We start from the raw sequence: 19351 nt of genomic DNA on the forward strand, positions 1-19351 counted from the left end.
GGCAGCCAGTGCGGCTAGCTTGCGATTTTCTCCAGGCAATATCCAAGCCCGCGGACGGTGGCGATGCGTATCGGCCCCTGCTCGATCTTCTTGCGCAACCGGTGGATATAGACCTCGATCGCGTTGTTGCTGACCTCTTCACCCCATTCGCACAGGTGCTCGACCAACTGGTCCTTGCTGACCAGACGGCCGGCGCGCTGCAGCAGCACTTCCAGCAGGCTCAGCTCGCGGGCCGACAGTTCGATCATCTGCTCGTTGATATAGGCCACGCGACCGGTGGCGTCGAAGCTCAGCGGCCCGTGCTTGATGACGCTCGATGCGGTGCCCAGGCCGCGGCGGGTCAGCGCACGCACGCGGGCTTCCAGCTCCTGTAGCGAGAAGGGCTTGGCCATGTAGTCGTCGGCGCCCAGGTCCAGCCCCTTGACGCGCTGCTCGACGCTGTCGGCCGCTGTCAAGATCAGCACCGGCACCGAGGAGCCGCGCCCGCGCAGCTTGCGCAGCACGTCCAGCCCATGCATGCGCGGCAAACCCAGGTCCAGTATCAGCAGATCGAACTCATGCGAGGCCAGTGCCGCGTCGGCCTCGGAGCCGCTGCTCACCTGATCCACCGCATAGCCGGCATTGCGCAAGGAGCGCAGCAAGCCATCGGCCAGCACCTGGTCGTCTTCAGCAATCAATATGCGCATGCGCTCTCCAATTCAGCCCGAGGGACAAGACCGCCCCCAATTCTAGGGACGCTCACAGACAGCTCAGCTTGACCGCACAAAACTACTGTACGAATATACAGATTGAGTCATAATTCGGCACCGAACCCGGAGACACACCATGGACGCCCCAGTGAAATCAGTCAACCCCGAAAAAGCCAAGGCCCTGGCCGCCGCACTTGCCCAGATCGAAAAGCAGTTCGGCAAGGGCTCCATCATGCGGCTGGGCGAAGGCGAAGTCATCGAAGACATCCAGGTGGTGTCCACCGGCTCGCTGGGCCTGGACATCGCGCTGGGCGTCGGTGGCCTGCCGCGCGGCCGCGTGGTCGAGATCTACGGCCCTGAATCCTCGGGCAAGACGACCCTGACCCTGCAGGTGATTGCCGAGATGCAAAAGCAGTCAGGCGTCTGCGCCTTCATCGATGCCGAGCATGCCCTCGATGCGCAATACGCACAGAAGCTGGGCGTCAATCTGCAAGAGTTGCTGATCAGCCAGCCGGATACCGGCGAACAGGCGCTGGAAATTGTCGATGCGCTGGTGCGCTCCGGCTCGGTGGACCTGATCGTTGTCGACTCGGTTGCGGCACTGACGCCCAAGGCCGAGCTGGAGGGCGAAATGGGCGACTCCCTGCCCGGCCTGCAGGCCCGCCTGATGAGCCAGGCGCTGCGCAAGCTGACCGCCACGATCAAAAAGACCAACTGCATGGTCATCTTCATCAACCAGATCCGCATGAAGATCGGTGTGATGTTTGGCAGCCCCGAAACCACGACCGGCGGCAATGCGCTGAAGTTCTATGCCTCGGTGCGCCTGGATATCCGCCGCATCGGCAATATCAAGAAGGGCGAGGAGATCATCGGCAGCGAAACCAAGGTCAAGGTCGTCAAGAACAAGGTGGCGCCACCGTTCAAGACCGCCGAGTTCGACATCCTCTATGGCGAGGGCATCAGCCGCGAGGGTGAGGTGATCGACATGGGCGTCGAGGCCAAGATCCTCGACAAGTCCGGCTCCTGGTACGCCTACAACGGCGAGAAGATCGGCCAGGGCAAGGACAATGCCCGCGAGTTCCTGCGCGAGAACCGCGACATCGCGCTGGAAATCGAGAACAAGGTGCGTGAAGCGATGGGCGTGCCGCTGCAGGCCGCCGAGGCGCAGTAAACCCATCCGGCCTTCAGTCGCAGCCTCGTGAAGCCGCTGTCGCTGAAGGCTCGCGCCATTGCGCTGCTGGCCCAGCGTGAGCACAGCCGCAGCGAGCTGCAACGCAAGCTGCTGCGCATTGCACGCCAGCAGGATGAGAAGGCACATCAGGCCCGCCGGGAGGCGGAGGGCGATGTGCTTGAGTTCGAGTCAGATGCCGAATCCGGCGAGGTCAGCGCCGCGAGCGAAGTCGATGCCTTGCTCGACTGGCTGCAGGCCAACCGCTACTTGAGCGAAGCCCGTTTCGTCGAGTCACGCATCAACGCCCGGGCCCAGCGCTACGGGAATCTGCGCATCAGGCAGGAGTTGTCCCAGCATGGCCTGGCAGCCGACGCAGCCAGCCAGCAGGCGCTGAAGGACAGCGAGTTCGAGCGCGCGCGCCAGGTCTGGCAGCGCAAATTCGGCGAAATCGCCGCCGATCCCGCCGCCCGTGCCAAGCAGATGCGCTTTCTGGCCGGCCGCGGCTTCTCGCCCGAGGTGATACGCAAGGTGGTGCAGGGCACCGAAGCCGACTGAGTCGGCAGGCGGGTGATCTGGATCAAGCGCTTGAAAGCTTGGTGAAAGCCTTGGTGCGGCGCAGCATGCTACATTGCCGCCTGTTGCCCGGCGCCCCCACGCCGGGGTGTTTTCACGTCCCTCCCCGACGGCCCTCCCGCGCGTTGACCTGATGTCCCTGCCTCCTGCCTCGTCCGAGCGCAAGCTCATGCACCGACGCAGCATAGACGTGCACGTCTATGCCCGCGACGACGGGCTGTGGGAGGTCGATGCCCATCTGAGCGACACCAAGACCCACGATGTCACCTTGGCCCAGGGCGTACGCCTTGCCGGCGAGCCAGTGCATGACATGCTGTTGCGCCTGGTGGTCGATACGCAGCTGACGATACGCGAGGCCGGAGCCGAAACCCGGCGCATGCCTTACCCTGGCCGCTGCGACGACCATGGCGATGCCTATGCCCGCCTGGTCGGCCTGAACCTGCTCAAAGGGTTCCGGCATGCGGTCAAGGAGCGGCTGGGCGGTGTGCAGGGCTGCACCCATCTGACCGAGATGAGTCAGGTTCTGCCCACTGCGGTGATGCAGGCCTTTGCCGGCGTGGTGCTGGACACCCGCGAGGGGCCCGGCGGTGACGTGCCGCCCTTCCAGCTTGATCGCTGCCACGCGTTGAGGCGCGATGGCGAGGCTGTCAAGACCTACTACCCCCGCTGGTACCGGGCACCGTCGAGCACGCTCGCGGCCGCCACGGCCGACGGGACGTCAAACCTTTCCTGAACTTTTCCCAAGCGAGACCCCCATGAAGATTCACGAATACCAGGGCAAGGAAATCCTGCGCCAGTTCGGCGTGCCCGTGCCCCGAGGCCATGCCGCTTTCACCGTGCAGGAAGCACTGGAAGCCGCACAGAAGCTGGGTGGCCCGGTCTGGGTCGTGAAGGCGCAGATCCACGCCGGTGGCCGTGGCAAGGGTGGCGGGGTCAAGCTGGCGCGCTCGATTGATGACGTGAAGGCCCTGTCGGAGCAAATCCTGGGCATGCAGCTGGTCACGCACCAGACCGGCCCCGCCGGCCAGAAGGTGCGTCGCCTCTACATCGAGGAGGGTGCCGACATCCAGAAGGAGTACTACGTTTCGCTGGTGACCGATCGGGCCTCGCAGAAGGTGGCCTTCATCGCCTCCAGCGAAGGCGGCATGGACATCGAGGAAGTGGCCCACTCCACGCCCGAGAAGATCATCACCGAGGTGATCGACCCGCAGACTGGCATGACGGCTGAGCAGGCCACCCGGATCGCGAACGCGATCGGCCTGCCCGCCGACTCCACCGCGCAGGCAATCGACCTGTTCCAGAAGCTCTACAAGTGCTACATGGACACCGACGCTTCGCTGGTCGAAATCAACCCGCTGAACCGCGACAGCAAGGGCAATCTGATCGCCCTGGACGCCAAGTTCAATTTCGATGCCAATGCGCTGTTCCGTCACCCCGAGATCGTTGCCTACCGCGATCTGGATGAAGAGGATCCCGCCGAAGTCGAGGCCAGCAAGTTCGATCTGGCCTATATCAGCCTGGACGGCAATATCGGCTGCCTGGTCAATGGCGCCGGTCTGGCCATGGCGACGATGGACACGATCAAGCTGTTCGGCGGCGAGCCGGCCAACTTCCTGGACGTGGGCGGTGGCGCCACCGCCGAGAAGGTCACCGAAGCCTTCAAGATCATGCTCAAGAACCCCGAGGTCAAGGGCATTCTGGTCAATATCTTCGGCGGCATCATGAAGTGCGACACCATCGCCGAGGGCGTGATCACGGCCTGCAAGGCGGTGAACCTGTCGGTGCCGCTGGTCGTGCGCATGAAGGGCACGAACGAAGACCTGGGCAAGAAGATGCTGGCCGAGTCCGGCCTGCCCATCATTGCCGCCGACACGATGGCCGAAGCGGCCACCAAGATCGTTGCTGCCGTAGCCTAAAGAAATTGCGGGACAGACCGACCGAGCGAAGCGAGTAGCTCTGTCCCCAACTGACTAGAAAGATATCGCCATGAGCATCTACATCAACAAAGACACCAAGGTCATCACCCAGGGCATCACCGGCAAGACGGGCCAGTTCCACACCCGCATGTGCCGCGACTACGCCAACGGCAAGAACTGCTTCGTGGCCGGCGTGAACCCGAAGAAGGCCGGTGAAGACTTCGAAGGCATTCCGATCTACGCCAATGTGAGCGAGGCGGCCAAGGCTACCGGCGCGACCGTCAGCGTGATCTATGTGCCGCCGGCAGGCGCGGCCGCCGCGATCTGGGAGGCCGTCGAGGCCGATCTGGACCTGGCGATCTGCATCACCGAGGGCATCCCGGTCCGCGACATGCTGGAAGTGCGCAACCGCATGCGCGCCAAGGTCGCTGCCGGTGGCAAGAACACGCTGCTGCTGGGCCCCAACTGCCCGGGCCTGATCACGCCGGAAGAAATCAAGATCGGCATCATGCCCGGTCACATCCACCGCAAGGGCCGGATCGGCGTGGTCTCGCGCTCGGGCACCCTGACCTATGAAGCGGTGGCGCAGCTGACCGAAATCGGCCTGGGCCAGTCCAGCGCCGTCGGCATCGGTGGCGACCCGATCAATGGCCTGAAGCACATCGACGTGATGAAGGCCTTCAATGACGATCCCGACACCGATGCGGTGATCATGATCGGCGAGATCGGCGGTCCGGACGAGGCCGAAGCTGCCCGCTGGTGCAAAGACAATATGAAGAAGCCCATCGTCGGCTTCATCGCCGGCGTCACGGCTCCGGCCGGCAAGCGCATGGGCCACGCCGGAGCGCTGATCAGCGGCGGCGCCGACACCGCAGACGCCAAGCTGGAAGTGATGGAGGCCTGCGGTTTCACGGTCACGCGCAATCCGTCGGAAATGGCCAAGCTGCTCAAGGCCCTGCTCTGAGCATCGCCAATCCGAAGTCTGCGAGGCCGCCTTCGGGCGGCCTTTCCGTTTGGGATGCGTAGAACCCCGCACCGCCGCAAACCCTGCTGCGGCGACACTTACGGCCACACGCGCATTGCCGTCCCATCCACGCCCGCCGGGCCACGCCTTAAGATCGCATCATGGAACAGTTTATGACCCCCGAGTTCTGGCTCGCCGTTGCCCAGATCATCATGATCGACATCCTGCTGGGTGGCGACAACGCGGTGGTGATCGCGCTGGCCTGCCGCAAGCTGCCGCCGGCACAGCGACGCCTGGGCATCATGTGGGGTACCTTCGGCGCCATCATCCTGCGCGTGATCCTGATCTTCTTTGCCCTGACCCTGCTGCAGGTGCCCTATCTGAAGATCGTCGGCGCGGTGCTGCTGCTGTGGATAGGCGTCAAGCTGCTGTTGCCCGAGGACGGTGACGAGCACAGCAATATCCAGTCCAGCGACAAGCTCTGGGCCGCCGTCAAGACCGTCATCGTGGCCGACTTCGTGATGAGTCTGGACAACGTCATTGCCATTGCCGGCGCGGCCGAGTCCGCCGGTGGTGGCCACGAGATGATTCTGGTGATCTTCGGCCTGGTGGTGTCCATTCCCATCATCGTCTGGGGCAGCCAGTTGGTCATCAAGCTGATGGACCGCTTCCCCATCGTCATCACGCTGGGCGCGATGCTGCTGGGCTGGATCGCCGGCACCATGGTCGTCGGCGACCCGGCGCTGGAGAAGTGGGTGCCGATGGAGGCTGGCAAGGGCGATGCGATGCAGGTGAGCAGCATGTTCAACTATGCGGCCGGCGTGATCGGTGCGCTGCTGGTGCTGGCGGTCGGCAAGCTTCTGGTTCGCCGCCAGGCGGTCGAAACCTGAGCCTTGCCCCGCGCCGCCATGAGTGACTCCCCAGGCTTTTGGCGGCGCTTGCTGGGCAAGACGCAGGCGCCTGCTGCGGCGCCAAATCTGCAGCCGCCGCCCGCTGCTGCCGCAACCGTCGCCGAGCCGCAGTCGTCAGACGCGGCGCCTGCCAGCGGCCTGACGCGCTATCGGCGTGATGGCGAGTTGGGGCGCGGGTCCATGGGCGCGGTCTATCTGGCCACCGATCTGCAAACCGGCCGCCAGGTCGCGCTCAAGCTGCTGTCGCTGCAACGCGAGTTCTCGCCCGAGGACCTGGCCGAGGTGCGCCAGCGCTTTCTGCGGGAGTCGCGTGCGGCGAGCAGCCTGCACCATCCCGATATCCTGGAGGTGCTGGAGTCTGGTGAGGCCGGATCGGATGCCTGGATTGTCATGGAGCTCGTGCAGGGCCAGGACTTGAGTGCCTACACGCGCAGTGGTCAGCTGCTGCCGGTGAGCCAGGTGCTGAAGATCACCGCCCGCGTGGCCCGAGCGCTGGCCTATGCCCACCGCCAGGGCGTGGTGCACCGCGACATCAAGCCGGCCAATGTGCTGGTCGACCCGGTGCACGACAGCGTCAAGCTCAGTGATTTCGGCATTGCCCGCATCGCCGACGGCAGCCGCACGCGCACAGGCCTGGTGTTGGGCACTCCCTCCTTCATGTCGCCCGAACAACTCGCCGGTCTGAGAGTGGACGGCCGCAGCGACCTCTACTCGCTGGGTGTGCTGTTGTTCCAGCTGCTGACCGGGCAGTTGCCGCACCAGGCCGAGTCGATGGCGCGTTTGATGAATGCCATTGCCAACGAGCCCGCCGCCGATGTGCGCCGCCTGCGGCCGCAACTGCCCGAATCGCTGGCGATGGTCGTGGCCCTGGCGCTGGAGAAGCGCCCCGAGCTGCGCTACGCCAATGGTGATCAGTTTGCCGATGATCTCGATGCGGTAGCGCGGCAGTGGGTCGAGGCCATGCCGGAGCTGGATCTTGATCTGGCAGCTCAACAGCCGCCAGGTGCGCAAACTCTTCACGCCCCGGCACAAAACGTCGACGCCTTTGCGCAAACCCAGGCCTTGGACGCTCGCGATCCAAGGCACAATCCGTAGCCGCCAAACGCATTCTTCATACCGTTCAGACATGACATTCGAGTTCTTCAGCGCCACCGACGTAGGCCGTGCGCGCGACAACAACGAAGACTCGGTCGCGCTGGACGAGACTGTGGCCCTGGCGGTGCTGGCCGACGGTATGGGTGGCTACAACGCCGGCGAGGTTGCCAGCGGCATGGCCACCTCCTTCATCAAGTCTGAGCTGGGGCGCTGGCTGGAAGAGGCGGCCGGCACCGTCAGCGACAGCGACGTCAAGCGTGCGATGGACATCTGCGTCGACAACGCCAACCGCGCCATCTTCAACGCCGCCAACAGCAACCCCAAGTACGCCGGCATGGGCACGACCCTGGTGGTGGGCGTGTTCCGCGGCGAGCGCCTGTTGCTCGGCCATGTGGGCGACTCGCGTGCCTACCGCTTCCGCGACGACCGCCTGATACAGCTGACCCGTGACCACTCGCTGCTGCAGGAGCAGCTCGACGCCGGCATCATCACGCCCGAAGAGGCGGCCTATTCGTCGAACAAGAATCTGGTCACGCGGGCCGTGGGCGTGGAAGACACGGTCATGCTGGAGACTCATCTGCACGAGGCATTGCCGGGCGATGTCTATCTGATGTGCTCGGATGGGCTCTCTGACATGCTCGATGACGACAATATCGCCCAGGTGCTGCGTAGCAACAACACTCTGCCCGAGACGGCCGCCGCTTTGATTGCCGCCGCCAATGACATGGGCGGAAAGGATAATATCGCTGTCATCCTGGCCCGCATGGAGGGCCGCACAAGCGCTGGAGGGCGCTCCTGGTGGCCTTTCGGGCGGCGCTGAGGTCGGACACAATGCCCCGGAGGGGCAGTGCCGGTGATGGCCAAGGACGAACCATGGCCTTAAGCTGAGCCCTCAGGCCCTGGCTGCAGGCAATAATCGCAACACAAGACGACGGATTCGAGGTCAAGCATGGGCAAGCTGGTGGTGTCGCTCGACGGAGTGGTAATCAAGGACGTCCAGATCACCAAGGACAAGACCACGCTCGGGCGTCGTCCCTATAACGACATCGTGATCGACAATCTGGCGGTCAGTGGCGAGCATGCCGTGCTGCAGATGGTGGGTGCCGACGTCTTCATCGAAGACCTGAACAGCACCAACGGCACCTACATCAATGGCAAGGCCATCAAGAAGCAGCTGCTCGCCCATAACGACACGGTCGAGATCGGCAAGTACAAGATCAAGTACCTGGTCGAGGAAAGCCACGACTACGAAAAGACCATGATCCTGCAGCCCGGCACGCCGATGAGCGCCGGCTTCGCGCGGCCGTTTGCCCCGAGCACCTCGGCCGCCAGCCTGGGCGCCATGAGCAGCAACACCCTGCCGGCCTCGATCAAGGTGCTCAATGGCGCTGCGGCGGGGCGCGAAGTCATGCTCAGCAAGGTCGTCACCACGGTCGGCAAGCCGGGCGTGCAGGTGGCCTCCATCACCAAGCGCCCCAGCGGCTATGTGTTTGCCCATGTCGAAGGTGCTGTTCGCCCCAGCGTCAATGGTGCGGCCCTGACCGGTGAATCGATCCCGCTCAAAGACGGCGATGTGATCGAACTGGCCGGCACGCAGATGCAGTTCATTCAGGCCTGAGTGGCCGACTGAACTGCGGACTGAACTGCGGCCCGCTGATGCCGCGCTGATACCGCCGTGAAGCAATTCACGCGCTGGCGCGATGTGCGCTCAGGCATCCCAAGATCTGACTAGAAATGCGGATTTCCGCCTTGTGCAGGGCGGGGTCGGGGACGACCATAGGGGTTGAGACTTTCAAGCCCCGTGAGCACCCGCCTGCGGAACAGCCAATTCACCTCAGCGGCCGTTGCCCGCTGCATTGATGGACGGTTCATGAAAATTCGCGTCCTCGGCTGCTCAGGCGCCATTGCCGCCGGTTACAAGACCACTGCATTCCTGCTGGACGACGATGTGCTGATCGACGCCGGCACCGGCGTGGGCGATCTGCCTCTGGAGGCGCTGGCCGCCATCGACCACATCCTGATCAGCCACTCACATCTGGACCATGTGCTGTCGATCGCCCTGCTGGCCGATGCGGTGATGCGCCTGCGCCAGCAGCGCGGCCGTCCGCCGATCCAGGTGCATGGCCTTGCGCAAACGCTGGACGCGCTGCGCCAGCATGTCTTCAATGGCATCATCTGGCCCGATTTCACCCGTCTTCCCAGCCCCGAGGCGCCCGCGCTGCAACTGATGCCTTTCGAGACCGGCGAGGTGCTGCGTCTGCCGGGAGCCCAAGGCGAGCGGTGCATCGAGGTGCTCAGTGCCCTGCACACCGTGCCGGCGGTCGGCTTCGCCGTGCAATTGCCCGACGGCGGCTTCGGCGACGCCGCCGCCTTCTGGGTCTATACCGGCGACACCGGCCCTAATCCGGCGCTGTGGGAACGCTTGCGCTCCATGCAGGTGGCCCATCTGGTCATAGAAACGGCGTTCGGTGACGACGAGTGCCAGCTCGCCCGCATCAGTCGCCACCTATGCCCGCGCATGCTGGGCGAGGAGCTGACCCATCTGCCCGGACGCATCCAGGTGCACATCACCCATATCAAGCCCGGTGAGGTCGACGCGGTGATGACCGAGGTCGCCGCGCTCAGCACCAGCCACGAACTGCGTGCGCTGCAGGCCGGCTACAGCTTTGAACTGGCCGGCCACATTCCGGGCCGAGGCGGCGACTGACAAAAATGGTCACTCCGCCGCCGAGGCGACCAAAACCGGCAGCCCGCCTGACAAAAACTGTCACCCGATTCCCGAAAGTGCCGTTCAAAGCGTGCGAAACCGCACGGTTCAGAAGATTCGCAGCCTGGCACGACCCCTGCATTCATGGGGGGTGTTCCCTCCCCACCCCACTCTCTGACGGAGATTTGCACATGAGCATGAAGCGCGTACAACAAGGTTTCACCCTGATCGAACTGATGATCGTCGTGGCCATCATCGGCATCTTGGCGGCTGTGGCCATTCCGGCCTATCAGGACTACACGGTCAAGGCCAAGGTCTCGGAAGGCCCCAGCCTATCGGCACCTGCTCGCACGGCGTTGGGCTTGGCCTGTAGCGAGGGCTCGATTTCTGCGGCCAGTACCACTAACACTGACTTGGGCTTGCCGTCTTACAGCGGTACTTACACCAAATCGGTTGTTGTCAGCGCGACCGATGCAAGCAACGTCAAAGTCACGATTACGATGAAGGCCATTGGTACCTCCGTGGTCGACGATGCGACGGTCGTGTACAACGGTCTTTGCACCTCTAGCGGGCTGGCGTGGACCATCGGCGGGTCCGTGCCTACCAAGTATCTTCCCAAGGTCTAACGCGGCCGCTAAGCCCGAGTGAAGTTGAACTCACCGCGAAGCACTGATTGAATCTGCGTTGAGTTCCCAGGCGCCCACTTCGGTGGGCGTTTTCAATTTACGGCGAGCGTCAAGTGGCGCGCTAGCGGGGCCTCAACCAAGGCTGATCAATACGATGGATACTGTATTCAGTTCGACAGCCGGAGGCCCGGCCAATCAAGGTCGATCAGTTAAGTGTGCCAGCCTTGCGGCGTTTCAGTGGGTTGTGTTGATCTTGGCGACAGTTGTGCCGCCGATGATTGTCCCTAGCCTGTTGCCGGCTCCGGCCTTCCTGAACGAGTTGGCTGCGATGGCGGCTTGGGCGGCGGCGACACTGCTGATTGGCATTTCGATGCGCCGCCGAGTGCTCATGCTTACTGGGCTCGAGCCTGCGTTGGCGGGGCTCGCCTTGTTGCTGCTGGGGATACTTTCCTCTTGGGCGTTCGCGCGTTACACCTTGCCAAGCCTGATAGCCGGCATAGGGGCGGTGGTGGCAGCCGGCGTGATGATGCTGTTAGGCGCTGCTGTGCGCCAGGGTGGGGGCGCGCGCTCGACGCTCGCGGCCCTCGCCACCGGATGGGTGGTGCTAGGGATTTTCTCAGTCGCCGTGGCCGCCATGCAGGTGTTTTTCCCGGAGTCGGTTGGTGGCTACTGGCTTGCAAACTCTTCGGAGATCGGGCGCGCTCAGGGCAACATTCGCCAACCGAATCACCTGGCCACCTTCATGATCTGGTCCTGCATTTCCGTGGTCTGGCTCGGAGAGGTGGGGTTTGTGCGACGAGGTTTGGTGTTGGCCCTGCTCTTCGGGTTTGTCTTTACGGTGGTGCTTTCTGCCTCACGCATGGGCTTGCTGGCTGTCTTGCTGCTGTGCGCCTGGGGTTTGTTTGATCGCAAGCTCTCCAGCGGCTCACGTGTTTCGTTGCTGGCCACTGGCTTGATGTTGGCGCTCAGTTGGTGGTTGATGAGTGTCTGGGCGGCCAGTGGGGAGCATGTGTTCGGCGCGGCCAACCGGGTGGAGTCGGGTGCGCTCAACAGCGTTCGCTTCACGCTGTGGCCCCATGCCATCGAGTTGATCAAGCAGCATCCGCTGAGTGGGGTGGGGTGGCACGCGTTCAACCTTGAATGGACGTTCGGGGCGTTCACAGGCCGGACCAATGCATATTTTTCCCATGTACATAATCTTCCACTGCAGCTGGTGGTTGAGCTAGGCGTACCAATTGGCCTGGGGATCACCGCTTTGCTGGGTTGGGCACTTCTACGGGCGTTCGGTTCGGCTCCCGATGAACCGCGCGGGCTTGCTGTCGATCGGCGCAGCGCATTCATGATGGTCGGCATGGTGGTCTTGCACAGCATGCTTGAGTTCCCTCTTTGGTATCTCTTTTTTTTGTTGCCCTCAGCCTTCTATCTTGGTTTCTGCCTGAGCATGGCCTCAGCTCGGCGCTTCGTAACGCAACTGGCGATGCCTGGCCGCGCGGCGGTTCTGGCAGGGGGCAGTCTGTGCGCACTGGGTGTTGCAATGTACGCAGATTACATGCGGGTAGCCGTGATTTACAGGCCGGATGAGTTCGATCTGCCGTTGATCGAGCGGATCGAGAGAGCCCAGTCGGCGTGGGTATTCGGCCCAAGGGCTGACTATGCACTGGCCACCAATTTCCCGCCGGGACAAGTCGCACTGAATGCCGCCAAGCGCGCGGCCCGTCACTACATCGATCCACAGCTGATGATTGTTTGGGCAACCTCTCTGCATGCGACCGGCGATCACGAGCGAGCAGCCTATATAGTCAAGAAACTGAGCGAGTTCCCCAATCCGATGGCCCAGAAATGGCTCGAACCCTGTAAATCGCCTCCGCTGCCGGGGCAGGAGATGCCGTTTCAGTGCGCGGCCGGGACCAAGGATTTCACGATTGACGAAATGTTGCGTTGAAGCCGTTGCAAGGGCGTGATCCTGCGGCAAGGTTAGATTACCGGCTTCGCCATTTGGGTTGAGCCACTTGTCCACCAGTCCTGAACGTCAATCGCCTGAGCTCCTGCTGGCCGCGCTGGTCGCCTGCAGCCTTGCCAGCCTGATCGCCTACAACCAGCCGCCCTCGGCCACCTTGTTCAATCAGGTGGCGGCGCTGCTTGCCTGGGGGGGCTTTGCGATGCTGCTCCTGATCGACAGGCCTGCGCTGCGGGTAGAGCTGAAGCCGGCGTCGGCCGCGCTTGCTGCGCTGCTGCTGCTGATGCTGGCGGCCGGTGCTTCCGTGCTTTGGGCGGGTTTGCCGACGTCGCTGGCCCTGCATGCCGTGGCCCTGCTGGCAGCGGCGATGGTGATGCTGCTGGTCGGCCGTGCCGTGCATCAGGCCGGTCAGGTGCAGTACCTGCTCACCCTGCTGTGTCTGGGCTGGGTGCTGGTCGGCGTGCTGAGCGCCGCCGTGGGTGGGGTGCAGGTGTTCGCGCCGCAGTGGGCCGATGGCGACTGGATTGCGCGTTCCACCGTGGCCGGGCGAGCCATCAGCAATATGCGCCAGCCCAATCATCTGGCCAGCCTGTTGATGTGGTCCTGCGTGGCCGTGATCTGGCTGGGCGAGTCACAACGCCTGCGGCGCGAGGGCGTCTGGGCGCTGCTGGGCCTGTTCGTGTTCACCGTGATGCTCAGCGCCTCGCGCACCGGCATGGTGGGTGTGGCCATCCTGGCGCTGTGGGGCCTGCTGGACAGCAAGCTCACGCGGGCTTCGCGCCTGGCCTTGCTAGGCACGCCGTTGATGCTGGGGCTGAGCTGGTGGCTGCTGGGCTTCTGGGCGGACAGTGGCCATGCCTTTGGGGCCGCCACCCGGCTCAGTGCGGAAGGGGCGGGCTCGCCGTCGCGGCTGGCCATTCTTGCCAATGCCTGGGAGCTGGTGAAGCAGAACCCGCTGACCGGTGTTGGCTGGGGCGAGTTCAATCTGGCCTGGACGATGACGCCTTTTCCCGGGCGACCGGTGGCCTTCTTCGACCACACCCATAACCTGCCGATGCAGCTGATGGTCGAACTGGGCCTGCCGCTGGCCCTGCTGGTGCTGGGCCTGCTGGGCTGGGCGCTGTACCGGGCCTTTGCTGCCGGCCAGAGGGCCGTGGGCAGCGAGGCGGTGGCGCTGCGCTGCGCCTTCATGATGGTGCTGATGATAGGTCTGCACAGCCTGCTGGAGTATCCGCTCTGGTATGCCTACTTCCTGCTGCCCACGGCGCTGTTTCTGGGCCTGTGTCTGGGCCCTGCCGGTGATGCGGCCGAGGCTTCTGCGGGCTGGAGCTTGCGCGCTGGTGTCTTGGTGCTGGGCGGCGGCTTGATGGTGCTGGGCAGCCTGCTGACCCTGGTCGACTACCGCAGCGTCGTGGTCATCTACGCCCCGCCGGCAGGCGCGGCATCGCTGGAGACGCGCATTCACCGTGGTCAGCAAAGCCCGCTGTTCGCCGCCCAGGCCGATTACGCGGCGGCCACCACGCTGCCCCCAGGCCCCGAGGCTCTAGAGGCGACCCGGCGCACGGCCCACAACCTGATCGATGTGCGATTGATGATGGCCTGGGCGCAGTCGCTGCATGCCATCGGTGACGATGAGCGCGCGCGCTATGTGGTCGAGCGTCTGCGCGAGTTCCACAGCCCGCAGGCCGAGGAGTGGCTGGCGGTCTGCGGCGAGCCGCGTGCGGAAGGTGAGCTACGGCCCTTTCAGTGCGAGCCGGTGACGCGGGTGTTCGAGTTCCGGGAGATGCGGTGAGCTGCATTGGGTAGCCCGGATGCAATCCGGAGTTCTTGGTGCGGATCAGCGCTGGCCCCGGATTGCATCCGGGCTACGAAGCTACTCGGCGACCCAATTGCCCGACTTGCCGCCCTGCTTTTCCAGCAGCCGGATCTGGCTCATCACCATGCCGCGGTCGACCGCCTTGCACATGTCATAGACCGTCAGCAGGCCAATTTGTACTGCGGTCAGCGCCTCCATCTCGACACCTGTCTGCCCCAGTGTCTCTGCCTGCACCGTGCAGTGCACGCGGTTCAACTTGTCATCGATGGCGAACTCGGCCGCCACGCGCGTCAGCGGCAGCGGGTGGCACAGCGGTATCAGGTCGGCGGTGCGCTTGGCGGCCTGGATCGCGGCGATGCGGGCAATGCCGATCACATCGCCTTTCTTGGCGCTGCCGCTGCTGATCAGGGCCAGCGTCGCGGGCTGCATCTCGATGTAGCCGGTGGCGCGTGCGATGCGGTGTGTCACCGCCTTGGCCGCCACGTCCACCATATGGGCCTGGCCCTGGGCATCAAAGTGCGTCAGAGGGGAGGGGTAGGGAGTGGGCGGGGAGCTCATCGCAGCAACAATCGCGAAACCTTGGGGCTGTCATGATACGAGAGTGCCCGCGAACAAGCGGGCCGTCCGGGCGCTATGCTGCGGGCGTTTGCTGAAGAAGAGAGTTCTTGATGTCCCTGATGACCTTGCCTCGCCGTCGCCCCAGCTTCGTCGTGTTGGTGCGCAAGCGGGCGCTTGCCAGCGCCGCCGCCCTGCTGCTGTGCCCCGCGGCAGGCATCTACGCTCCACCGGCCCTGGCCCAGATCAATCTGCCCAGCCTCGGTGACTCGGTCTCGGAGGGCTTGGGTGTGGGCACCGAGCGGCGCATCGGCGACCAGATCATGCGCGAGATCCGCGTGGATCCCGACTATCTGGACGACCCGCTGCTGCTGGAGTACATCCAGCAGTTGTGGGCCCCCCTGATGGCGGCGGCGCGCCAGAACGGCCATATCGTGCCCGAGACCAACGAGCGTTTCGCCTGGGAGATATTCCTTGTGCGTGACCGCAATGTGAACGCCTTTGCGCTGCCCGGTGGCTTCGTCGGCGTGCACCTGGGGCTGATCGCGATGACCACCAGCCGCGACGAACTGGCCTCGGTGATGGCGCATGAGCTGTCCCACGTCACTCAACGCCACGTCGCGCGGCGCATTGCCAGCGATTCGCGCCAGTCGATGATGGCTCTTGCCGGCATGCTGGTGGGCCTGCTGGCGGCCGCGCGCAGCAGCAGTCCGGACGCGGCCAACGCGGTGCTGGTCGGCTCGCAGGCGGTGGCGGCACAGGGGCAGCTGAATTTCTCGCGCGATATGGAGCGCGAGGCCGATCGAGTCGGCTATGGCCTGCTGACGGGGGCAGGTTTTGCCACCTCGGGCATGGCCAGCATGTTCGAGAAGCTCGATCAGGCCTACCACCTCAATGACAGCGGCGGCTACCCCTATCTGCGCACCCACCCGATGACCAGCGAGCGCATCGGCGACGCACGCGAGCGCCTGGCCACCGGCCCGTCGGTGCCGCCGCAGAGCTCGCTGGAGCATGCGCTGATGCAGGCACGCGCCAAGGTCTTGATGGACGCCCGCGCCGAGGCCTGGCAGCAGCTGCAGGCGCTGGACGCCGGCGTGCGTCAGCCGGGCGTTGGCGAGCGCTTGTCGGCACTCTACGCCAGCGCGTTCGCGTCAATGAAGATGCGCAACTGGCCGCGGGCCGAGACCGCTCTGAACAGCGCCCAGGCGGTGGCCGATCTGATCAGCGGCGAGCCGCGCGTGCACCGGGCGCTGAGCCTGCTGCGAGCCGAGCTGGCGCTGGCGCGAGCGCAGCCTCTACAGGGTCAGCAGGCACTGTTGCCGCTGGCTGGGGACCGTTCGCGACCAGTGGTGCTGCAGCGGGTGCAGCTGGCGCTGGCCGGCGATGACAGGGCCCAGTTGCAGCAAAGCGCCGATACGCTGCAGACCTGGGTGACGCTGGACCGTCACGATGCCCTGGCCTGGGGTTTGCTCGCCCAGCTGTGGGAGCGGCTCGATCACCCGCTGCGTTCGGTGCGGGCGCAGGCTGAGACCCGCGTGGCGCTGGGGGATATCGTCGGCGCCATTGACCGGCTGCGTTCGGGCATCCGCCTGTCGCGCAGTCGCGAGGCCGATCAGGTCGAGGCGGCGGTGCTGGAGTCGCGGCTGCGTGCCTTGCTGGCCGCGCGGCGGCAGGAATTGCAGGACCTGAATCCGCGCCGCGAAATACCGGCCGGTGTGGATGAGCCGGTCACCCGCTGACGGGGCAGGGCCTCGGCCGTTCAGACGTCGGACGGGAAGATTCGCTCGACCACCACATCGATGGCCATGCCGCACAGGCTGTAGATCAGCGAGCCGATCAGGGCCGCACTGAAGCCGGCGACGGCAAAGCCGTCCAGCAGATTGGCGGCGGCCCAGAACATCAGCGCATTGATCACGAACAGGAACAGGCCCAGCGTGATCACCGTCACCGGCAGAGTCAGCAGCACCAGCACCGGCCGTAGCAGCGTGTTCAGCAGGCCCAGCACCAGGGCGGCAATCATCGCCGCGCCGAAGCTGGTGACATGCACGCCCGAGTACAGATGGGCCACCAGCAACAGGGCGGCGGCCAGCAACAACCAGCGAACGATGATTTTCATGGGCGCCAGCATACAGGCGTGGGCCGGGCGCCGCCTATAGATCGAAATCAACGATTACCCGCAGGATTGGATCTTCCGGCCGCCGGTTGCGGCACAATTCAAAAAGCTAATGAGAATGGTTCGCATTGGTGTTAAGATTTGCAAAACAAGTCTTCCAAGCGCCTTCGACGCGCAGCCGTTGTGAACTCAGCCATCTCTTTCCCCGTCGAGCCCAGAGCCCCGTTGCAGCCAGCCCCTGCGGCGCAGGCGGCTCCCCTGCGCGCCGGTGTGGGGGCGGTGCGGCTGCAGCTGGCGGACGAAATGTCGCCATCGGTGCGGCGCTGCCTGACGGGTGGCGTGCTGGCCGCACACCTGTTGGGAGGCTGGGCGCTGCTGCAGGTCGACGCGGTGCGCCAGGCGGTGATCGAGGTCGCGCCGATGATGGTCAGCCTGATCGCCCCGCCCGATGTGCCCAAGCCGGTGCCGCCGCCCCCACCGCCGCCGCAGCAGATCCAGAAAGCGCGCCCCGCGCCTGCGCCCTTGATTGCCGCCGCGCCCACGCCCGCGCCCGCCGCGCCCAGCTTTGTGGTGCCCGAGCCCGCACCAGCGCCACCCGCGCCGGTGGCCACGGCGCCGGCGCCGCCCGCCCCTCCGGCGCCGCCCGTGGTGGCAGCGCCTCCGGCGCCCAAGGTGATACCGGCCAATGCCGTGCGCTACCTGGCCGAGCCACGGATGACGGTGCCGGTGCTGTCTCGCCGGCTTGGTGAGCAGGGCATCGTCTATCTGCGCATCGTCGTGGACACCCGCGGCGTGCTCAAAGAGGCCAGCGTGAAGAAGTCATCAGGCTTCGCCCGCCTCGATCAGCAGGCCCTGCAAGACATACGCAGCGCTCGCTTTGCCCCGCAAACCGAGAACGGCCAGCCGATTGAGTGGGAAACCACCGCGCCGCTGTCTTATGAACTCGATCAGTAATTCGACTCCGACCCCAATTTAAGAGATCAACATGGACGTCACCGCAACCAATGCCATGGGCTTTGCCCACTTCATCACCCAATCCGACTTGGTCGGCAAGTTTCTGCTCGCCGTGCTGGTCATCATGTCGGCCGCCTCTTGGGGGCTGATCGCCAGCAAGGGGTTGACGCAGTACCTGCGCAGCAAGCGCAGCGCCGCTTTTCTGGACTTCTTCTGGAATGCGCGTTCGCTGGACGCGGTGCAGGCCGAGCTCAGCACCCATGGCGCGCGGGATCCGTTCTCGCACCTCAGCGCCCATGCGCTGCATGCCCAGGCCCACCATGCGCGCCATGGCGCGGCACGGCTGGCCGAGGCCGGCACGGCCAATGACTTCATCACCCGCACGATCAAGAAGGTGCTGGATGAAGAGACCACCCGCCTGGACACCGGCCTGACGACCATGGCCACGATAGGCGCCACCGCCCCCTTCGTCGGCCTGTTCGGCACTGTCTGGGGCGTCTATCACGCGCTGCTGGCCATAGGCATGAGCGGCTCCGGCACCCTGGACAAGGTGGCCGGTCCGGTCGGCGAGGCGCTGATCATGACCGGCATCGGCCTGGCCGTCGCCATCCCCGCCGTGATGGCCTACAACGCCTTCACGCGCAGCAACCGCGTGCTGGCCGCCCGTCTGGATGCCTTTGCCTACGAACTGCACAGCTTCCTGACCCTGGGCGAGGCGCCGGGTGCGGCCGCGCTGCAGGTGGGCGCCAATGTGCGGCCGCTGAAGCCTGCCGCTGCAGTGACTGCCTGAACGGAGACTAGAGATGGCCTTCGCCTCCTTTGACAGCAAGCGCGGCAGCGCCCCGATGGCCGACATCAATATGGTGCCGCTGATCGACGTGATGCTGGTGCTGCTGGTGATCTTCATCGTCACCGCGCCGCTGCTGACCCACGCCGTAAAGCTCGACCTGCCCAAGGTCAGCTCCAATGTCAACGAGCTCAAGCCCGACAAGATCGCCTTTGCGATCGATGCTCAGGGCCAGCGCTTTTGGAACGGCGAGCCGGTCAGCCGCGCCGAGGCCGCGCAGCGCTTCGTCGCCGAGGGCGCCAAGCCGGTGCAGCCCGAGGTGCATTTGCGGGCCGACCAGAACGTCGCCTACCGTGCCGTCGCCGAGACCCTGGGCGATGCCTCCAAGGCTGGCCTGAGCAAGGTCGGTTTCGTCAGCGAGCCAGAGCGCCCCTAGGCCACCAGCCACCCCAGCACGACCCCTGTTTCTACAGGTGGCCCGAGGCCACCTCGGGCAGCGCTTTGCCCGAACACATTG

The 19351-nt window shown here is 64.8% G+C and carries 20 protein-coding genes; 17 read left to right on the forward strand and 3 right to left on the reverse strand.

Translation table 11 applies throughout. The features are described from left to right. Positions 1–14: 14 nt before the first annotated feature. Positions 15–686: a response regulator gene (locus DES47_RS09755; RefSeq protein ID WP_133700467.1), complete on the reverse strand. Its 672-nt coding sequence runs from the start codon at positions 684–686 to the stop codon at positions 15–17. Between the two features lie 139 nt (positions 687–825). On the opposite strand from DES47_RS09755, the gene recA reads away from it, so the two are divergent. The 13 genes from recA (at position 826) to DES47_RS09820 (ending at position 14401) form a co-directional block, all read left to right on the forward strand. Beyond that, positions 826–1860, forward strand: a complete 1035-nt coding sequence (gene recA, locus DES47_RS09760; RefSeq protein ID WP_133700468.1) for a recombinase RecA — start codon at positions 826–828, stop codon at positions 1858–1860. 27 nt (positions 1861–1887) lie between these two features. After that, positions 1888–2415, forward strand: a complete 528-nt coding sequence (locus tag DES47_RS09765) for a regulatory protein RecX (RefSeq protein ID WP_166651938.1) — start codon at positions 1888–1890, stop codon at positions 2413–2415. 187 nt (positions 2416–2602) lie between these two features. Further along, the gene (locus DES47_RS09770; protein ID WP_243748241.1) at positions 2603–3166 is read left to right on the forward strand and encodes a DUF2889 domain-containing protein; all 564 of its coding nucleotides are present in this window, start codon (positions 2603–2605) and stop codon (positions 3164–3166) included. 22 nt (positions 3167–3188) lie between these two features. After that, on the forward strand, positions 3189–4349 hold the full coding sequence (sucC, locus tag DES47_RS09775) for an ADP-forming succinate--CoA ligase subunit beta (RefSeq protein ID WP_133700470.1): 1161 nt from the start codon (positions 3189–3191) through the stop codon (positions 4347–4349). A gap of 70 nt (positions 4350–4419) precedes the next feature. Continuing rightward, positions 4420–5313, forward strand: a complete 894-nt coding sequence (gene sucD / locus DES47_RS09780; protein WP_133700471.1) for a succinate--CoA ligase subunit alpha — start codon at positions 4420–4422, stop codon at positions 5311–5313. 161 nt (positions 5314–5474) lie between these two features. Continuing rightward, a complete protein-coding gene (locus DES47_RS09785; protein WP_133700472.1) occupies positions 5475–6203 on the forward strand; it encodes a TerC family protein in 729 nt (242 codons plus the stop codon). An 18-nt stretch (positions 6204–6221) separates the two neighbouring features. Beyond that, positions 6222–7319: a serine/threonine-protein kinase gene (locus tag DES47_RS09790; RefSeq protein ID WP_133700473.1), complete on the forward strand. Its 1098-nt coding sequence runs from the start codon at positions 6222–6224 to the stop codon at positions 7317–7319. Between the two features lie 31 nt (positions 7320–7350). Then, positions 7351–8139, forward strand: a complete 789-nt coding sequence (locus tag DES47_RS09795) for a Stp1/IreP family PP2C-type Ser/Thr phosphatase (RefSeq protein WP_133700474.1) — start codon at positions 7351–7353, stop codon at positions 8137–8139. A gap of 129 nt (positions 8140–8268) precedes the next feature. After that, positions 8269–8937 (forward strand): FHA domain-containing protein, encoded by a 669-nt coding sequence (locus DES47_RS09800; protein ID WP_133700475.1) that lies wholly within the window; start codon positions 8269–8271, stop codon positions 8935–8937. 252 nt (positions 8938–9189) lie between these two features. Continuing rightward, positions 9190–10026 (forward strand): MBL fold metallo-hydrolase, encoded by an 837-nt coding sequence (locus tag DES47_RS09805; protein WP_133700476.1) that lies wholly within the window; start codon positions 9190–9192, stop codon positions 10024–10026. Positions 10027–10217: 191 nt separating this feature from the next. After that, positions 10218–10652, forward strand: coding sequence for a pilin (locus DES47_RS29565; RefSeq protein ID WP_208114946.1), 435 nt, complete (start codon positions 10218–10220; stop codon positions 10650–10652). Positions 10653–10806: 154 nt separating this feature from the next. After that, the gene (locus DES47_RS09815) at positions 10807–12594 is read left to right on the forward strand and encodes a PglL family O-oligosaccharyltransferase (protein WP_133700477.1); all 1788 of its coding nucleotides are present in this window, start codon (positions 10807–10809) and stop codon (positions 12592–12594) included. 67 nt (positions 12595–12661) lie between these two features. Beyond that, positions 12662–14401, forward strand: a complete 1740-nt coding sequence (locus DES47_RS09820) for a PglL family O-oligosaccharyltransferase (protein WP_133700478.1) — start codon at positions 12662–12664, stop codon at positions 14399–14401. A gap of 81 nt (positions 14402–14482) precedes the next feature. Here DES47_RS09820 and moaC read toward each other — a convergent pair whose 3' ends face one another. Beyond that, positions 14483–14983, reverse strand: coding sequence for a cyclic pyranopterin monophosphate synthase MoaC (gene moaC / locus DES47_RS09825; RefSeq protein WP_133700479.1), 501 nt, complete (start codon positions 14981–14983; stop codon positions 14483–14485). A 110-nt stretch (positions 14984–15093) separates the two neighbouring features. On the opposite strand from moaC, the gene DES47_RS09830 reads away from it, so the two are divergent. Next, positions 15094–16719 (forward strand): M48 family metalloprotease, encoded by a 1626-nt coding sequence (locus DES47_RS09830; RefSeq protein ID WP_243748242.1) that lies wholly within the window; start codon positions 15094–15096, stop codon positions 16717–16719. A 20-nt stretch (positions 16720–16739) separates the two neighbouring features. On the opposite strand, the gene DES47_RS09835 is transcribed toward DES47_RS09830, so the two are convergent. Next, on the reverse strand, positions 16740–17096 hold the full coding sequence (locus DES47_RS09835) for a phage holin family protein (RefSeq protein WP_133700480.1): 357 nt from the start codon (positions 17094–17096) through the stop codon (positions 16740–16742). A 222-nt stretch (positions 17097–17318) separates the two neighbouring features. Here DES47_RS09835 and DES47_RS28700 point away from each other — a divergent pair, with 222 nt between their 5' ends. From DES47_RS28700 to DES47_RS09855, 3 genes are read left to right on the forward strand one after another with little or no spacing between them, the layout of a single operon-like run. Further along, positions 17319–18047 carry an energy transducer TonB gene (locus DES47_RS28700; RefSeq protein ID WP_166651939.1) on the forward strand — a complete coding sequence of 243 codons (729 nt, stop codon included), beginning with the start codon at positions 17319–17321 and terminating at the stop codon, positions 18045–18047. A gap of 31 nt (positions 18048–18078) precedes the next feature. Then, positions 18079–18837 carry a MotA/TolQ/ExbB proton channel family protein gene (locus tag DES47_RS09850; protein WP_243748243.1) on the forward strand — a complete coding sequence of 253 codons (759 nt, stop codon included), beginning with the start codon at positions 18079–18081 and terminating at the stop codon, positions 18835–18837. A gap of 13 nt (positions 18838–18850) precedes the next feature. After that, entirely contained in the window at positions 18851–19270 is a 420-nt protein-coding gene (locus DES47_RS09855) for an ExbD/TolR family protein (RefSeq protein ID WP_133700483.1), read from the forward strand. Positions 19271–19351: the final 81 nt, after the last annotated feature.

This window comes from Roseateles toxinivorans (genome assembly GCF_004362525.1).
Classification (GTDB): Bacteria; Pseudomonadota; Gammaproteobacteria; order Burkholderiales; family Burkholderiaceae_C; genus Paucibacter; species Paucibacter toxinivorans.

What these genes read in the sequence shown, in the direction of transcription:
- recA (WP_133700468.1), top strand. Translation starts at nt 826, where the DNA reads ATGGACGCCCCAGTGAAATCAGTCAACCCCGAAAAAGCCAAGGCCCTG.
- sucC (WP_133700470.1), top strand. Translation starts at nt 3,189, where the DNA reads ATGAAGATTCACGAATACCAGGGCAAGGAAATCCTGCGCCAGTTCGGC.
- DES47_RS09785 (WP_133700472.1), top strand. Translation starts at nt 5,475, where the DNA reads ATGGAACAGTTTATGACCCCCGAGTTCTGGCTCGCCGTTGCCCAGATC.
- DES47_RS09830 (WP_243748242.1), top strand. Translation starts at nt 15,094, where the DNA reads ATGTCCCTGATGACCTTGCCTCGCCGTCGCCCCAGCTTCGTCGTGTTG.
- DES47_RS09855 (WP_133700483.1), top strand. Translation starts at nt 18,851, where the DNA reads ATGGCCTTCGCCTCCTTTGACAGCAAGCGCGGCAGCGCCCCGATGGCC.
- sucD (WP_133700471.1), top strand. Translation starts at nt 4,420, where the DNA reads ATGAGCATCTACATCAACAAAGACACCAAGGTCATCACCCAGGGCATC.
- DES47_RS09850 (WP_243748243.1), top strand. Translation starts at nt 18,079, where the DNA reads ATGGACGTCACCGCAACCAATGCCATGGGCTTTGCCCACTTCATCACC.
- DES47_RS09800 (WP_133700475.1), top strand. Translation starts at nt 8,269, where the DNA reads ATGGGCAAGCTGGTGGTGTCGCTCGACGGAGTGGTAATCAAGGACGTC.
- DES47_RS09790 (WP_133700473.1), top strand. Translation starts at nt 6,222, where the DNA reads ATGAGTGACTCCCCAGGCTTTTGGCGGCGCTTGCTGGGCAAGACGCAG.
- moaC (WP_133700479.1), bottom strand. Translation starts at nt 14,983, where the DNA reads ATGAGCTCCCCGCCCACTCCCTACCCCTCCCCTCTGACGCACTTTGAT.
- DES47_RS29565 (WP_208114946.1), top strand. Translation starts at nt 10,218, where the DNA reads ATGAGCATGAAGCGCGTACAACAAGGTTTCACCCTGATCGAACTGATG.
- DES47_RS09770 (WP_243748241.1), top strand. Translation starts at nt 2,603, where the DNA reads ATGCACCGACGCAGCATAGACGTGCACGTCTATGCCCGCGACGACGGG.
- DES47_RS09755 (WP_133700467.1), bottom strand. Translation starts at nt 686, where the DNA reads ATGCGCATATTGATTGCTGAAGACGACCAGGTGCTGGCCGATGGCTTG.
- DES47_RS09795 (WP_133700474.1), top strand. Translation starts at nt 7,351, where the DNA reads ATGACATTCGAGTTCTTCAGCGCCACCGACGTAGGCCGTGCGCGCGAC.
- DES47_RS09835 (WP_133700480.1), bottom strand. Translation starts at nt 17,096, where the DNA reads ATGAAAATCATCGTTCGCTGGTTGTTGCTGGCCGCCGCCCTGTTGCTG.
- DES47_RS09815 (WP_133700477.1), top strand. Translation starts at nt 10,807, where the DNA reads ATGGATACTGTATTCAGTTCGACAGCCGGAGGCCCGGCCAATCAAGGT.
- DES47_RS09805 (WP_133700476.1), top strand. Translation starts at nt 9,190, where the DNA reads ATGAAAATTCGCGTCCTCGGCTGCTCAGGCGCCATTGCCGCCGGTTAC.